14 protein-coding genes are annotated in these 16,259 nt (G+C 45.0%); 5 read left to right on the forward strand and 9 right to left on the reverse strand.

Annotated features, from left to right (window positions below; genetic code table 11):
* The first annotated feature begins 49 nt into the window (after positions 1–49).
* A complete protein-coding gene (locus ONT08_RS10225; protein ID WP_153072469.1) occupies positions 50–436 on the forward strand; it encodes a hypothetical protein in 387 nt (128 codons plus the stop codon).
* A gap of 65 nt (positions 437–501) precedes the next feature.
* Here the strand turns inward: ONT08_RS10225 and ONT08_RS10230 are convergent, their stop codons facing one another.
* The 4 genes from ONT08_RS10230 to ONT08_RS10245 form a co-directional block, all read right to left on the reverse strand.
* Positions 502–1,047, reverse strand: coding sequence for an RNA polymerase sigma factor (locus ONT08_RS10230; protein ID WP_228112593.1), 546 nt, complete (start codon positions 1,045–1,047; stop codon positions 502–504).
* Between the two features lie 184 nt (positions 1,048–1,231).
* On the reverse strand, positions 1,232–3,289 hold the full coding sequence (htpG, locus tag ONT08_RS10235; protein ID WP_264959857.1) for a molecular chaperone HtpG: 2,058 nt from the start codon (positions 3,287–3,289) through the stop codon (positions 1,232–1,234).
* A gap of 142 nt (positions 3,290–3,431) precedes the next feature.
* The gene (locus ONT08_RS10240) at positions 3,432–4,646 is read right to left on the reverse strand and encodes an L-serine ammonia-lyase (protein ID WP_264959858.1); all 1,215 of its coding nucleotides are present in this window, start codon (positions 4,644–4,646) and stop codon (positions 3,432–3,434) included.
* Between the two features lie 86 nt (positions 4,647–4,732).
* Entirely contained in the window at positions 4,733–5,509 is a 777-nt protein-coding gene (locus tag ONT08_RS10245) for a peptidylprolyl isomerase (RefSeq protein ID WP_117586549.1), read from the reverse strand.
* A 148-nt stretch (positions 5,510–5,657) separates the two neighbouring features.
* Between ONT08_RS10245 and ONT08_RS10250 the strand changes: the two genes are divergently transcribed.
* Positions 5,658–6,566, forward strand: coding sequence for a hypothetical protein (locus ONT08_RS10250; protein WP_264959859.1), 909 nt, complete (start codon positions 5,658–5,660; stop codon positions 6,564–6,566).
* Positions 6,567–6,728: 162 nt separating this feature from the next.
* Here ONT08_RS10250 and ONT08_RS10255 read toward each other — a convergent pair whose 3' ends face one another.
* The 4 genes from ONT08_RS10255 to ONT08_RS10270 form a co-directional block, all read right to left on the reverse strand.
* Positions 6,729–7,838, reverse strand: a complete 1,110-nt coding sequence (locus tag ONT08_RS10255; RefSeq protein ID WP_119236308.1) for a UDP-N-acetyl glucosamine 2-epimerase — start codon at positions 7,836–7,838, stop codon at positions 6,729–6,731.
* A gap of 99 nt (positions 7,839–7,937) precedes the next feature.
* Complete coding sequence (locus ONT08_RS10260) at positions 7,938–8,888, reverse strand: SPFH domain-containing protein (RefSeq protein WP_118415368.1); 951 nt, start codon at positions 8,886–8,888, stop codon at positions 7,938–7,940.
* A gap of 63 nt (positions 8,889–8,951) precedes the next feature.
* Complete coding sequence (locus tag ONT08_RS10265) at positions 8,952–9,401, reverse strand: NfeD family protein (RefSeq protein ID WP_117586546.1); 450 nt, start codon at positions 9,399–9,401, stop codon at positions 8,952–8,954.
* Between the two features lie 51 nt (positions 9,402–9,452).
* Positions 9,453–10,349 carry a M48 family metallopeptidase gene (locus ONT08_RS10270; RefSeq protein ID WP_264959860.1) on the reverse strand — a complete coding sequence of 299 codons (897 nt, stop codon included), beginning with the start codon at positions 10,347–10,349 and terminating at the stop codon, positions 9,453–9,455.
* A gap of 305 nt (positions 10,350–10,654) precedes the next feature.
* On the opposite strand from ONT08_RS10270, the gene ONT08_RS10275 reads away from it, so the two are divergent.
* The 3 genes from ONT08_RS10275 to ligA all read left to right on the forward strand — a co-directional run bounded on the left by ONT08_RS10275 (position 10,655) and on the right by ligA (position 14,681).
* Positions 10,655–11,953 (forward strand): CobW family GTP-binding protein, encoded by a 1,299-nt coding sequence (locus ONT08_RS10275; RefSeq protein ID WP_264959861.1) that lies wholly within the window; start codon positions 10,655–10,657, stop codon positions 11,951–11,953.
* Positions 11,954–12,127: 174 nt separating this feature from the next.
* Positions 12,128–12,658: a GNAT family N-acetyltransferase gene (locus ONT08_RS10280; protein ID WP_006846667.1), complete on the forward strand. Its 531-nt coding sequence runs from the start codon at positions 12,128–12,130 to the stop codon at positions 12,656–12,658.
* 52 nt (positions 12,659–12,710) lie between these two features.
* A complete protein-coding gene (ligA, locus tag ONT08_RS10285) occupies positions 12,711–14,681 on the forward strand; it encodes an NAD-dependent DNA ligase LigA (RefSeq protein WP_181985904.1) in 1,971 nt (656 codons plus the stop codon).
* 98 nt (positions 14,682–14,779) lie between these two features.
* Here the strand turns inward: ligA and ONT08_RS10290 are convergent, their stop codons facing one another.
* Complete coding sequence (locus ONT08_RS10290) at positions 14,780–16,072, reverse strand: serpin family protein (RefSeq protein ID WP_119236311.1); 1,293 nt, start codon at positions 16,070–16,072, stop codon at positions 14,780–14,782.
* Positions 16,073–16,259: the final 187 nt, after the last annotated feature.

Here is a 16,259-nt window from a genome sequence, read left to right on the forward strand (position 1 = left end):
AACAACGAGCTTAATAAAAGCAGTGCGGCTTAATAAAAAGAAGATGTCTATGATAAAGAAAATGATGTTTTTCATGGTTTCAGGACTTGTGCTGATGTTCACCTCGTGTGGCGATCAGCACAAGGCTCAATCTCTTGTCAAGGATTTTCTTAATGAAAACCTCGTTGAGCAGGACTGCAGCTATGAGCGGTTCTCCCGCCTCACTCCTACCGCCATGATCAGTTTCGACCAGATGAAGGTGATGCGACAAAATGTCAGCAAACTGCCTTACGTCAAGAAGAATATTAATTATAATGATGCAGCTTATCCCGACACCTTATTATATTTAAGGGCTACATACAAGCTGACCAACCATCAGGGCGAGAAGCAGGAAGTAACCCAAACCTTTTATCTTGATAAAGGTTTGACAAGAGTAATCGGGTTTAAGGAAAACTAAAAAAATAGTTAAGAATTGCCTTTCAGCAAGGCAGTAAGAATAAACAGAAAGAGTTGACTAGCATTTTAACTAGCCAACTCTTTTTTCATATAATCTCTTATTTCTTTTCTAGCCAGAGTCAGACGATTCTCAGCCGCTTTATATCCGAGGTTCAGACTTTGGGCAATCTCGCTCACCTGCATTCCTTCGAAGAGATTCAGGCGGTAAACCTTGCTTCTCTTCTCTGTGAGCCGGGCAATGCCACGCTCCAGAATCTCGTTGGTCTGCTGGGCAGAGAAAACTGATTCGCCATCAACATCATATCTTCCCATCCAGTCGCTAGCTCCCAGGAAGTGTTCATACTCCTCAATCTTATGCTTGCGCCGGTAATAATCGATAATCAGATTCTTGGCAATGGTGTATACAAAACAAGGTAAAGTAACAGGCGTAATCATCTTATCGCCTCGAAGTAATCGCACAAAAGTATTCTGCACGATGTCTTCAGCCTCGTCTGCCGGAAGCGAACGGGACATGACATACAACTTCAGCTCGTTGTAGTGTTCAGAGTAATAATCAGCAATAATGCTGTAATTTGAATTTGTTTGTTCCATGATGGCGATTTTTTTTATCATGTTTTTCGTTTATCGATATTGCAAAGGTAATAAAAAAAAGGAAAGCCACCAAAGGAAAGCGAAAAAAAATGTGCTAAATGTTCGTTTTGAAACATTTAGCACATATGATAGAAACAATTTGTAACATGAAATGTTACGCATCGCAAAGTTTTATTTCTTAATTCAAACCTTTTTACAGGTTGGATTACTTAATCATGTCAACGCTTCTCTTGAGGAATGCGTCGAGCGAAGCACCCTTCAACATACCGTTCTGAAGCAGGGCGAGGTCGATGAGCTGGTGAACAATGTTGTTGTTCTTAGCATAGCCCGAGATGATTTCGTTGCGCTTAGCCTTCTCATCGCTGATGGCCTTCTCTGTATTGTGAACATCATCCTTCTCCTGCTGGGTAATCTCTTCAGGCTTCTTCTTGTTCTGTTCCTGATGGAGTACGGCAAGGCGAGCTTCCTGACCCTTGATTTCTGCAAGGATTGGCTTCAATGTTTCAGCAGTGTTGGCCTCAGCATCTTCCAATACCTTCTTTACCAGAGCATGGTCTGAGTTCAGTACGATGTTGTAGCTGTCTGGCATCTGACCGTAGAAGTTCATGCCTGCCTGGAACTGGCTCATCGCCTTCATACGGCGCATGTACTCGTTCTGAGTGATGAGCACTGGCTGGTTCTGTTCGCCCAAAGCCTGAATTTCAACAAAGAATTCTGCCTTGTCAAGCTGAGGCATCTGAGAGCGGAATACTTCTGTCAAGTTGTCAGACTGCTCTTTGCTCAAATCGGTCTTCTTAGCATCTTCCTTCACGATGAGGCGGTCGATGATGTCGGCGTCAACACGTGTAAAGCGGCTCTTCTCCAGCTTCTGCTCCAGCATGTTTACCATCGGCGTATCGAGCTGACCTTCCATCAGGAGTACAGAATAACCCTTCTGCTTGGCAGCCTCGATATAAGAATACTGCTCTTCCTTATTGTTGGCATAGAGATAAACCAGGTTGCCGTCCTTATCGGTCTGATTGTCCTTAATCAGCGTCTTGTACTCCTCGAAAGTAAAGTACTTGCCCTCAACATCTTTCAGAAGTGCGAAGTCCTTTGCGCGCTCGTAGAAATCTTCCTGAGAGAGCATTCCGTAGTTGATGAAGATCTTGAGATCATCCCATTTCTCTTCAAACTCCTTGCGGTTCTCCTTGAAGATTGAGTTCAGACGATCGGCTACCTTCTTGGTGATGTAGGTAGAAATCTTCTTCACGTTGCTGTCGCTCTGCAGGTAGCTGCGGCTTACGTTCAGCGGAATGTCCGGTGAATCGATTACACCATGAAGCAATGTGAGGAATTCTGGTACAATGCCTTCTACCTGGTCGGTTACGAACACCTGGTTGCAATAGAGCTGAATCTTGTTGCGCTGCATGTCGATGCTGCTCTTGATGCGTGGGAAGTAGAGAATACCCGTGAGATTGAATGGGAAGTCTACATTCAGATGAATCCAGAACAACGGGTCGTCCTGCATTGGATAAAGGGTGTGATAAAACTTCTTGTAGTCCTCATCCTTCAAGGTGCTAGGAGTCTTGGTCCAGAGAGGCTCCACATTATTAATAATGTTATCCTCATCAGTCTCCACATTCTTGCCGTCCTTCCACTCGGTCTTCTTGCCGAAGGCTACAGGCACGGCCATAAACTTGCAGTACTTGTTCAGAAGTTCCTCAATCTTGCTCTTCTGCAGGAATTCCTTGCAATCATCAGCAATATGGAGGATGATGTCTGAACCACGCTCAGCCTTGTCTGCATCTTCGATTTCGAAAGCAGGTGAACCATCGCAGCTCCACTTTACAGCCTTGCTTCCCTCTTTGTAGCTCTTAGTGATGATTTCTACCTTGCTGGCTACCATGAAAGAAGAATAGAAGCCGAGACCGAAGTGGCCGATGATGGCGTTGGCATTCTCCTTATACTTGTCGAGGAAGTCAGTTACGCCTGAGAATGCAATCTGGTTGATATATTTATCGATTTCCTCCTCAGTCATACCTATACCATGGTCGCTGATAGTCAAGGTTCCAGCCTTCTCATCGAGAGAGACACGAACGGTTGTGTCGCCTATCTCACCCTTGAAATCGCCCTGAGCTGCAAGAGTCTTCAACTTCTGTGTAGCATCTACGGCGTTTGAAACCATCTCACGGAGGAAGATGTCGTGATCTGAATATAAGAATTTCTTGATGACAGGGAAAATGTTCTCTGTCGTTACACCAATATTACCTTTCTGTGCCATAATATAAAATGTTTTTATTCGTATTTACTTTATTATTGTTTGGCAAGGGGGCTTACAAATAGCGTGCCAAAATAAAAGCCCTCTTACCAAACAGAATAAAATAGCTGAAAAACATTTTATGATTCAGCGAAGCATTTTATGACTAAATGTCTCTTGGAAATCCCTTTGCCAAACCGCCTTCGCTTGTTTCCTTGTAAAGCGAAGGTAGGTCATGACCCGTCTGTCGCATTACTTCAACCACGCGGTCGAAAGATACGGTATGATGGCCATCTGAGAAGGAAGCGTAGAGGTCTGCATCCAAAGCTCGGGCGGCAGCAAAGGCATTTCGCTCGATGCAAGGAATCTGAACCAGTCCGCAAACCGGGTCGCAGGTCATTCCGAGATGATGCTCCAATCCCATTTCGGCAGCATATTCTACCTGAGCCGGACTGCCTCCGAAAAGCTGGCAGGCTGCAGCCGAAGCCATGGCGCAGGCAACACCTACCTCGCCCTGGCAACCTACATCAGCACCACTGATAGAAGCATTCTGCTTTACGATGTTGCCCACCAATCCGGCTGTAGCCAAGGCTCTCAAGATGCGCTGTTCACTCATATCATGAGAAGTAAACATGTGGTAGAGTACAGCTGGCAATACACCACAGGCGCCACAGGTAGGAGCTGTAACGATGGTGCCACCCGAAGCATTCTCTTCGCTCACAGCCAGCGCATAAGCATAAACCAAGCCGCGGCTCTGCAGGGAAGCACGATAACCCTTCGCCTTTATAAAATAGGTGGCAGCCTTACGCTGTAGCTTCAGCGGACCAGGCAAAACACCTTCATGGTCCAAACCATTCCTGATGCTCTGCTTCATCGTTTGCCAAACCATGTCGAGATAATCCCAGATATCTTCCGATTCGCATTTCTCAACATACTCCCAGAATGAGCGTCCGTTATCATAGCACCATTGCTTGATGTCGGCGAGCTTGTTCAGATCATAAACATCCTTGGCGCCCAGCTCTTCGTTGCCGGCAGTACCATCTGATATGGCTCCACCACCAATGCTGTAAACGGTCCATTCATCAATAATATCGCCGTTCAGATCCTTGCCCACAAATTTCATTCCGTTGGGATGATAAGGCAGGAAAGTCTGTGGCTGCCAGATAATATTCACAGTTTTATGAGGTCTGAGCACTTCTTCTATTGCCACATCAGTCATGTGTCCCTTACCTGTAGCAGCCAGACTTCCATAGAGGGTTACTTCATAATAAGAAGCGTTAGGGCAACGCTCCAGAAAAAGTTTGGCAGCACGCTGAGGCCCCATCGTATGACTGCTCGATGGTCCCTTACCTACTCTATATAATTCCTTTAATGACTTCATTTTTCTCGTATTTTATATTTTTACTTATCGATTTTTTCTCTTTTAATGGGCTCAGTTACTTATTTCTTCAGTTTACCATCCGAAAGTTACTTCATCTGCTTGGCTTTCAGAATGATGACATCCGTGAGAGGTCTGTCGTTGTTCGCCTTATCGGTAGCCACATTCTGAATCTTATCAACCACATCCATGCCTTCAAGCACCTCTCCGAATACAGTGTAGCCGTTGTCAAGGTGAGGAACACCACCATGCTTGATGTAGCCCTTCTGCAACTGTTCTGAAGGAATGGCGTAATACTTGCCGTCCCGTTTCAGTTTTTCTACATAATATTCCATCTGCCGTGGAGAAAAATTTCTGCCCCAGGTGATGTAGAAATCAGTAGGCGCCGAAGCTTTGGTCGGATTTTCATCATCTCCTTCGCGAGCAGCACAGAGCTGTCCGCGCTTATGATAATATTTAGGATAGATGATTTCTGCCGGAACCGTATAGTTTACATCAAACTTCTGCGGCTTTTCCATATTCACCTTTCTGCATGAATAATCGCCACCCTGAATCATGAAATTCTTGATGACACGCTGAAAGATGCAACCGTCATAATAGCCCGAATTGACAAGTTTCAGGAAATTATCCCGATGCTTGGGAGTATCGTTGTAGAGAGCCACGAGTATGTTGCCCATCGTAGTTTCCAGCAACACCTGAGGGCAAGTTGGATCGTGCGGTGTTTCCCAGTCGAGCAGAGAATCGGGCTTAGACGCCACAACTTTTCCGGCTGGTTCTGATGTGTTCTGATTGCCTTCACTCTGAGCGAATGTCGTAACAGGCACCGTAAGAAGAGCAAGTGTCAATAATCTGATGATCTTCTTCATATTTTTGTATAATTTTACATCTATTTATGTTATCGGATGCAAAGATAATGATTTTATTCTAAAAAATTGATTTTTTATGCGGGAAAAGTTACTTTGTTTCATACATTCTTCATATCTTTGCAGCAGAAGACAGAAAATGCAATCAATTATGAAGAAAAAAATAAATATTATCATCGCTTTTTGCACATTCCTCACTACAGAAGCAAGTGCACAGCAACAGGTAAGCTTCGGACCATTGCACAGTCCGGACAGTCCGCGTGAAGAATGGTTGCTGCCTGGCGATACGGTTTACCAGGCAGGAAAACCTATGATTTATCAGGGAAAACCGGTGAAGAATGCATATATGACTCCTGCCCGACTATCAGATAAAAGAGAAACTCCCGGCAAAAACGGATTGCTGGGTGATGCTTCGCTAGACAGCACCTATTATAATAATCCCATCTCCAACCTTACCAACGGCTTGAGTTATCCGTTGGGCTATGGCTGGGGGCTGCACAAGGGATTGAATCTCTCGGTAGATCTTTCTGCCTTTGCCACATTCGGCAAGAATGTGCCTCACAGAGGCGGTTTCACTCAGACCATCGATGCAACCTACCTAACGCCACTCACCAAAGACAACAAACTCTGGTTGGCTCTGGGCACTTATATCAACAACGTAAACTATGGTGGAGACAGTTATCATGACGGTGGAGTCTACGGCATTCTGGGCTACCAGTTTAATGAGCATTGGGAGGCTTACGTTTACGGTCAGCTTAGTGTAGCCAACAATTACAATTCTCTTTACGGCCGTTATGGCGGTTATGGCTATGGTCCATACGGCTATTCGCCTTGGGGCTACGGAATGTATCCTTGGGGTATGGGAAGAGGAATCATGCCGGGTGGCTACGGAATGGGAGTACCTGGCGCCAACGTTTTAGGAGCCGGTGTAAGATACACTAATTCCAAAAAGACTTTCTCTATCGGCTTAAACGTAGAAGGAGTATGGTATGATAATAAGACGCCAGCCTATTTCAAGCAATACGACTATCCTGTGCCAAAGGCGCCTGAAAAGGATTAAGGAAAAGGATGGTTTTAAGTTAAGAAAAAGATAAAGCATAAAAAGAAAGAGGTTCACTTTTCAATATAATCATATTGAAGTGAACCTCTAAGTTTATTCTGAAAAGAATCAGTTTACATAGAATTATCTCTCTCCATGAGATTATACCTATGAGTTAAGATTCTATTCAGCGAGAATCTGGACTATTCTTTCTGCTGAGCGGCCATCCCATCTGTCAGGAATGCCCGCTTTCTTCCATTCACCCTTCAGAAGTTTCTGCATAGTTTGCTTCAGTAACTCCGGATCTTCAGCAACCAGTTCGTTTGTACCCACCTTTACAGTTTCAATATGCTCAGTATAGCTGTTGAGCGTAATGCAAGGAACCCCATTGAAGGTAGCTTCTTCAGCCACATTACCCGAATCGGTAATCACACCTTTGGCGTGAGCTGTAAGATAAGCAAACGACAGATAATCGAGCGGCTGAACCACCTGGATTCCACTCTGATGATTACTCTCTTCCTGATAAGCCTTGAATGCGAGCACGAAGCCCAAGGCTTTACCTCGAAGCGGAGCAATCACCTTCACTCCAGCCTGGCGCGCCTCTTCATCTATGACAGAAATGAGCGATTTCATCTCATCAATGTTATTGACGATGGCCTTGCGGTTCAAGGTCAGAACCATATATTCTCCTTCTTTCAGATGAAACTCGTCCATGACTTCAGGCCGCTGCATTTTAGACTGAAGGAAGCGGATGTTGTCGATAAGCACATTTCCTACCATGTAAACCTTAGACAATTCTGCACCTTCCTTGTTGGCGATGCTGTTGTTTGAAATGCCAGCGGTAAAGAGAATATCTGACAAGCCATCAATCACCAGACGGTTGATTTCCTTTGGCATGGTAATGTCAAAACTGCGGGTTCCGGCTGCAATATGAGCAAGCTGCACACCCTGCTTCTTGGTAACAATAGCCACAGCCATGGTTGAAGCCAGATCATCAACCACAATGACAACATCTGTAGCATTCTGCTGCAGATAGCGCTCAAACTGACCCATCACCTGTCCGGTAAGTTCGTTCATGTTTGGACAGTCTACGCCGAGATAAGCATCCGGTTTCTGAATGCCTAAGTCATCGAAAAGAGAAGATTCCAGTGTCGGGTCATCCTCTTTTCCTGTGTAAACCAACTGATAGCTGATTTCGTTACCAGCTTCCTGAGCATTACGAATTGCTCTAATTACGGGCGCAACCTTGATAAAGTTAGGTCTTGCACCTGCAATGATACAGATTTTCTTCATTTTTATCCTGTTTTATATATTTACTGAAGTTACAGTTTACTGATGTCTGAGTGCTTTATTTCTTGAGTCAAAGGGCATTATCCATCGACTCAGAGGTCTTTATCCCTTGAAAAGGTCTTTGATTCCTCCTATAGAGCCCAAGAGATTGGTTGCCTCGTATGGCAGATAAACCACCTTATTATCCTTACCCTGTGCTACTTCCTGCATCATACTGATGTATTTCTGGGCCAGGAGATAGTTGGCTGGATTCGTACTCTGTCCTACAGCTTCCGTAATCTTCTGAATGGCAATAGCCTCGGCCTCAGCCTTACGGATGCGGGCAGTAGCCTCACCTTCTGCATTTAGGATAGCCTGCTGTTTGGCAGCCTCAGCCTTGTTCACGATGGCAGCCTTCTCACCTTCTGAGAGCAGGCGCTGCTTTTCCTTCTCACCTTCAGAAGTCAGGATGGTAGCACGCTTGTTGCGTTCAGCCTGCATCTGCTTTTCCATCGCCTGGAGCACACTCTCTGGAGGTGTAATATCCTGCAACTCTACTCGGTTTACCTTGATTCCCCACTTATTGGTTGCATCATCCAAAACAGCACGGAGTTTGGTGTTAATCGTATCGCGGGAGGTAAGAGTCTGGTCAAGTTCCATCTCACCTATTATATTACGCAAGGTAGTTTGGGTCAGTTTCTCTATGGCATTTGGCAGATTGTTGATTTCATACACACTCTTGAATGGGTCCACAATCTGGAAATAGAGCAACGCATTTATCTGCATCTGGATATTATCCTTAGTGATTACGTTCTGACGGTCGAAATCGTAGACCTGTTCACGAAGGTCGATGCTGTTTGTATAAACGTATCTTCCGTTTCTCATCGCCACAATATCCTTGGCATGGTCAATGAAAGGAATGATGACATTAATACCCGGCTTGAGCGTAGCAAAATATCGTCCGAGACGCTCTATGATTTTCGTCTCACTCTGAGGGATGATAACGATGGTTTTCTTAACCACTACGAGTGCAAGTGCTACTAGAGCCACCAGCACATAAATTCCTATGTTCATGATGTTTATACGATTAAGTGAATAATGTTGACTCTAAACTTTTCCTACCTAAACTTTTCCTACCTAAACTTTTTCTACCTTGAGGATGATAGATTCGTGACCTAAGATTCGAACCATATCGCCTACAGCAAGCGGTTCGGCAAGATGTGGAGCTTCCGCTTTCCAATCATCTCCATCCAGCTTTACCCTGCCGTATCCTCCGGCAGGAATCATCTCAGTCACTTCCCCTATCTGTCCTGCCAGCGCATCGGCGTTACTGCGGCGGTCTTCCCCACCCTTGTGTAGCGATTTCAGCAGATGCGGACGAACCAACCAGATGCTAAGCATAGAGCAGATAGCCCAAACCACTACCTGCACCCAGAAAGGTGCTCCTACTAATGCCACAGGAATGCTGATGAGCGCACCAATGGCAAAACAAGTAACATAGAAATCGCCGGAAGACAACTCTAAGATGAGGCAGATGAACATCACCGACGTCCATACCAGCCAAAGGTTATGAGATAAATACTCCATACTTAACTATTTTAATTTGATTCTTCAGATTCGAGAGATTTGGAAAATTCCTTATTTTCTGCGGGTTATAGTCTTCTTTTTGCTACTGGTCTTCTTGGTTGTAGAAGTCTTGCTCGTAGAACCTACCTTATAAGTTGTCTGAGGTTTATAATACTTCAGCGCAGTAGGCATTTCCTTCTGCAAGGCAGCAATACGCTTGGTGTCTGAAGGGTGATCACTGAAAATATCACTCTGATTGCTGCTAGAGCCCTGCGACATTCGCTGCCAGAAAGGAATGGCCTGCTGAGGATCGTAACCAGCCATGGCAGCGAAGATAAGCCCCATGTAATCTGCCTCGGTTTCATTATCACGGGAATACTTCAGATTGCGGAATGAGAAATACCGTCCGGCAACTGCACTTGCCACATTACCTACACCATTACCAACTGTCTGGTTCAACACAGTTCCCAGGATGCTTGTACCGGTTTGCTGATTCTGCTGTTTGGTGAGCTGCTCAGCACTATGTTTAGCCACAGCATGAGCTATTTCGTGACCCAAAACGATTGCCAAACCGGTTTCATTCTGAGTGTAAGGCAAAAGTCCTTCATAAACCACGATTTTACCGCCAGGCATACAGAATGCATTGGCTGACTTATCTTGTACCAGGTTGAATTCCCATGAATAATTCTTCACATCAGCTTCAAATCCGTTCTGCTTCAAATAGAGTTCAACAGCATTGGCAAGTCTTTTTCCTACTCGCTGAACCATCGCCGTATTGGCTGCATTGGTCGACTTCTTGGCAGAAGCCATGTACTTTGTGTATTCCTGATTAGACAGACTGAGAACCTGCTCATCGGATACAGAGATGCGATGAGTGCGACCGGTCAGAGGCACCGTCTGAGTAGTGCCGCAAGATGACAGCGCAAGGACTGCCACAACCGTCAGAACTAAAACCTTAAACATTTTCATCTTAACTTATGTATATTATGTTTATTCATTAAGTTTATGTGCTGTTTGAAACAGATTTTCTCTGCAAATATACTATTTCTAGTTGAAACCACCAAAGAAAAATGAGAAAAACATGAAATATAACCTAAAAAAAACACAAGATAACTGACAAAAAAGGGGTGTAGGAAAAAAAGATGGCAAAAAATAAGGTGTGGCACAATCTTTGCAGTTTCGCAAAACCGTCAGGCTGCCAGATGACAGCTGCCCGAGAAAGCAGCATTATCAGCAGACTGGGTCTAAGAAGTATAACATAAAAATATTTTAATATGAACGCAAAGAAGGAAGTGCCTGTATTGCTTTTGACAGGCTACCTGGGTAGTGGAAAGACAACCCTTCTCAACAAGATTTTAGCTAACGAAAAAGGTATTAAATTTGCCGTCATCGTCAACGATATTGGTGAAGTCAATATTGATGCAGCCCTGATAGAAAAAGGTGGCGTAGTAGGTCAGAAAGATGATTCGCTCGTTTCTCTCCAGAATGGTTGCATCTGCTGCACATTGAAGATGGACCTGGTAGAACAACTCAAGGAAATCGTAGACATGAAGCGTTTCGATTACATTGTCATCGAGGCTTCCGGAATCTGCGAGCCTGCTCCTATTGCACAGACCATCTGCTCTATCCCATCCCTCGGTCCTCAGTACATCGAGAATGGCATTCTGCGCCTTGACAGCATCGTTACCGTAGTAGATGCTTTGCGCATGAAGGATGAATTCTCCAACGGCAGCGACCTGATGAAGAAGAATATTGATGAGGAAGATCTAGCTTCGCTAGTCATCCAGCAGATTGAGTTCTGCAACATCATTCTTCTGAACAAGGCTGCAGAGGTTGAACCTAAGGAACTGGAGCACCTTAAGCAGATTATCCGTGCCATCCAGCCTAAGGCAGAAATCTTTGAATGCAACTATGGTGACGTTGACTTGAATCTGATCGTCAACACCAAGAAGTTTGATTGGGAAACCGTAGCCACTTCAGCCGGTTGGATTCAGGAGATTGAATCAGAAAGAAACGAAGAGCATGAAGAAGATGATGTAGAAGAAGCACATGAACATCATCACCATCATCACGATCATGACGAGGAAGACGAGGAAGACGAACATGAGCATCATCATCATGACCACCATGACCACGAGCATGAACATCATCATCATCATCATCACGACCATGACCATGATCATGAAGGCGGAGAAGTTGAGGAATACGGAATCGGCACCTTCGTTTACTATCGCCGCAAGCCTTTCGACCTGGGTCTCTTCGATGATTTCGTCGCAAGAAAATGGCCTAGAGACGTGGTTCGCGCCAAGGGAATCTGCTATTTCGATGATGAGCGCGACATGTGCTACGTGTTCGAACAGGCAGGCAAGCAGAAGACTGTAAAGCAGGCTGGCCAATGGTTGGCTACCATGCCGAAAGACGAACTCGCCCAGGTATTGATGAATAATCCACAGCTGCAGAAGGAATGGGATCAGGAATTGGGCGACCGCATGATAAAAATCGTATTCATCGGTCAACATATCAAGGAACAGAAAGATGCTATCATTGCTGAGCTCGACAAGTGTTTGGCGTAGAATCTTATTCACCCGGCTTCCTAGCAAAAAGCAAAGGAAAAACCGCTCAAAATGAGCAGCAAACAAGAAAAACGGAGGAAAACGAACAAAAAAAGTGAAGTTTTTCCTCCGTTTTTTAGTTTAATTCGTTTTTTTTTGTTAATTTTGCACCCGAATAATAAAAGCGTAATTAATATGAAGACAAACTTCAGACCGGCGTATATAAAGGACTTTGCTGCTTGCTGGAAAGTCATCGACCAGGCTCGCCAAAGTATGATAGAATCGGGACGTCATCAATGGACTGAGGAATATCCATCAGAAAAAGACATCAGAAAAGACATAGAAAATGGCAATGCCTTCGTTCTGACAGTAAATGAAGAGGTAGTTGTCTATGGAGCAGTCATATTAAATGGTGAACCCAAATATAAGAAATTAGTAGGCAACTGGATTACTGATGGCGATTATTATGTAATACATCGCTTTGCCACGTTGCCTAGTTTCCAGCGTGAAGGTTTAGCGCGTATTTTCATCAGTAAGGTGAACAGCATGTGCGAGGTAGAAAAAATACCTAGCATCAAGGTTGACACCAACTTTGACAACACGCCGATGATTAACCTTCTGTCTTCGATGGGTTTCTGCATCTGCGGACGTGTAAACTATGGAGGAAACAGAGGTCAGCGTTTCGCCTTTGAAAAACTCTCCATAGCCATGGAACCTGCAGAATAATTTCTGGCCATCGAAAAACACAACATTTGATTAACATCCTCAAACATTCATTATGGAAGAGAAACTATTGCAGATGAAGAGCTTGGTTGAAAGACTCAACCAAGCTTCGGATAGTTATTATAACGGAAAAGGCGAACTCATGACCGACTATGAGTGGGATGCCCTTTTCGACCAGCTCAAGAGATTGGAAGAGGAAACAGGCGAAATTCTGCCTGACTCCCCTACTAATCGCGTGTCAGAAGATTCTATCGTAGGAAAGAAAGAGGAGCATGAATTTGCCGCCCTCTCTCTGGCAAAGACCAAACAGGTAAGTGATCTTGTAAAATGGGCAGAAGACCGCCCTATCTGGATTTCATGGAAACTGGACGGACTGACCCTCGTAGTAACCTATGACGGCGGAAAACTCACCAAGATTGTTACCCGCGGTAACGGACACATCGGCACCAACATTACCCATTTGGCTCCAGCCATTTCAGGCATTCCTGGTACCATTTCAGAGAAAGGACATCTTGTAGTAAGAGGAGAAGCCGTCATTTCGTATACTGATTTCGAACAGTTCATCATCGAAAGCGAAGGCGATTACGCCAATCCACGAAACCTCGCTTCAGGCTCACTCACGCTGAAGGATATTGAAGAGGTGAAGCAGCGCCACATCCAATGGATTCCGTTCACCCTGGTTTATACTGAGCGGGAACTTACCTCATGGGGCGAACGCATGCAAATGCTGAAAGACCTGGGAATGAATCCTGTAGAACGTGAGCGTATTGACCACCCTACCACAGAAAATATCCAGCTGGAAATAGACAAGTTTACGGAGAAGGTGACAAGCAAGAAGAATCCTTTCCCGGTAGACGGACTGGTGATTTGCTACGATGATACGGCTTATGCAGCTACGGGGTCGGTTACAGGCCACCACGCTACGAGGGCAGGATTTGCCTTTAAATGGCAAGATGAACATGCTGACACCGTACTCGACCACATCGAATGGTCGTGCGCAGCCAGCACCATCACGCCTGTAGCTGTTTTCAAACCGGTAGAACTAGAAGGAACCACCGTGCAGCGTGCCTCGCTCTGCAATGTAAGCGAATGCGAGCGTCTGGGCATTGGTGACAAGGGAACCAGACTGCAGGTCATCAAGGCCAATAAGATTATCCCGAAGGTAATCAATATTACAGAGGTTGTGGGGAGTTTTGTCATTCCCAACGAATGTCCGGTTTGCCATGCGCCAGCCGTAGTGCGCGAGAGTGAGAGCGGCACCAAGACTCTCCATTGCACCAATGCAGCCTGCCCAGCGAAACAACTTAAGAAATTTGCCCGCTTCGTCAGCAAGGAAGGAATCAATATTGACGGAATCTCAGAACAGACTGTCTGGAAATTCATCAATCATGGTTTTATCAGGGAATATGCAGATTTCTACAAACTGAAGAATTATGCATTCGAGATTTCCTGTTTCGAAGGATTTGGCAAGAAGAGTGTAAGCAATCTTCTGGAGAGTGTTGAGAAGAGCCGCCATACTGATGGCCGTCATCTGCTCTACGCCTTGAATATTCCGCTCTGCGGCGGCGATGTGGCTAAAAAACTACTCAGCCGTTACAAGGTGAAGGAACTGATAGAAACTGCGCGCCTGAGCATGTTTGACGATGAGTTTGCAAGCATTGATGGTATTGGACCTGAAAAGAGTGCCAAGTTTATCGCCTGGTTCAAGGATGATGTTCATTTCCAGCATGTGCAGCATCTGCTATCCGAGCTGATTATCGAGGAGCAGGAGCCTGTAGAAACGGGAAATAAATGCCAGGGGCTGACTTTCGTCGTAACGGGAGATGTGCATCATTACAAGAACCGCAACGAGCTGAAGGCTTATATTGAAAGCCAGGGCGGCAAGGTAACGGGAAGCGTGAGCAAGAGTACTAACTTCCTGATTAACAACGATGCAGCTTCGCAGAGTTCGAAGAACAAGAAAGCCCATGAACTCAATATTCCAATCATTACTGAGGATGAGTTCATTGAAAAGTTTCAGGAGTAAACAAGTGAATTAAGCGAAATAAAAAGCGAAAGCCAGATTCCGGATTACGGACTTGGCTTTCGCTTTTCTAGTTTTAAGAACCTGCAAATTCTCTGTTATTATTCTCCCAGGAACTGACCCATGAAGAGAATGGCGCCACTGTTACGTTCGGTAATGAAATAAACGAATGGACGGTTGGCATGAAATTCTACACGCTTCATCTCGTTAGGACCCAGTGAGGTCAGCATCACAGCAGCTGTTACGGCAGCAGCCTTTGTTCCACGCTCGCTTACCTCAATCTTTGCCTTCTGCAACATCTTCGATACGTAGAAGCTGCCATTGGCAAAACGGCTGAAATCTGCCGTGCCTGGCTGGAAGATGCTTGGAGCTCCCAATTTACTAATAATCTGGTTGAGCGACAAATCCATCTCTGTGGTAAACTTAGGGAATTTTAAATCTACCTGGCAACGGTCCATGTCATTACTCAACTTCTGAAGTTTATCAGCATCCATCTCCTTCATCACCTCGCTGATGCTCTTGCCAGCCTTAGGAAGAAGAACGGTCATCTGATAACTTCCATTTCCGTATGGCAGTTCTACAGCCTGCAACATATCATTTTCAGTATAGGCAAACTTCTTGTTCTGGTGCATCATGTTCACCATCTTAATATCGCGGGTGTAACCGCTGAAGTTCTCGAGGCGGGTGTTCTTCGCATCAAACTTCTCCTGCCAGGTTCCATTAAAATAAATAGCATTCAGGAGGTAAGAAACGGCTGCAGGGTCTACCTGGTCGATGATGCTAGGAATCATGCCTTTAGTCTGCTTCTTGCACCAGTCATTAATGCGAGTGGCAGATTTAGGAGAGGTAAAGTCCATGCTCTCAACACCAGCCTGATAAGAATCGGCCACGGTGTGAGCGAAATCACTGTTCAATCTGAAATTCTTATTGATGGCGATAAAATTGGCAATGTTTACGGTTGTCTGCTTGTCGAGCTTGCCAGCCGAAAGCATCAGCGCCTTATAACAGTTGTTGAGTTCCTTTACGCTCACGCCCTCGCAACCGATTGCCTTCAGAATCTCCTGCTGAGTCTTGCCGTCGGCACCATTTGCAAGCATTCCCATCAGATAGGCGATGCTCATCGGCGAAACCACCTCAGAATCCATGCCGCTAATCTGCTGATAGAGTTTGAAAGCGAAATCATTATTCTTCTTCACAATGTTCTGCTGAGCCTCTGAGAGGATAAGATAACTCTCGTCCATTTCCTCATCTGCCGACGGACGGGCAGCCTCTGCCTCTGTTATCTTCTCAGCCTTTGTTGCGTTCTCATTCTGTGCATTCTTGCTTGAGCTGCAAGAAGTCATTGCCATTGCAGCTGAAGCTAAAATAGCTGCACTAAATACTTTCTTATACATATTTCTCTAATTTATTGGTTCATTTTAATGACTCAACGCTCCTGAACCCAAAGGGACTGTTCCTCTTTTTAAAAAGCAGTTCCCGAATCGGAATCTGAATCGTGAGTTCTGAAGATAAAATGAAAAACCGGCTAATCCTTGCACGGGAAAAGCCGATTTTACTATTTCTTAACAAAAAACAACTATG

Origin of the sequence: Segatella copri, assembly GCF_026015465.1 — a bacterium.
Classification (GTDB): domain Bacteria; phylum Bacteroidota; class Bacteroidia; order Bacteroidales; family Bacteroidaceae; genus Prevotella; species Prevotella copri_E.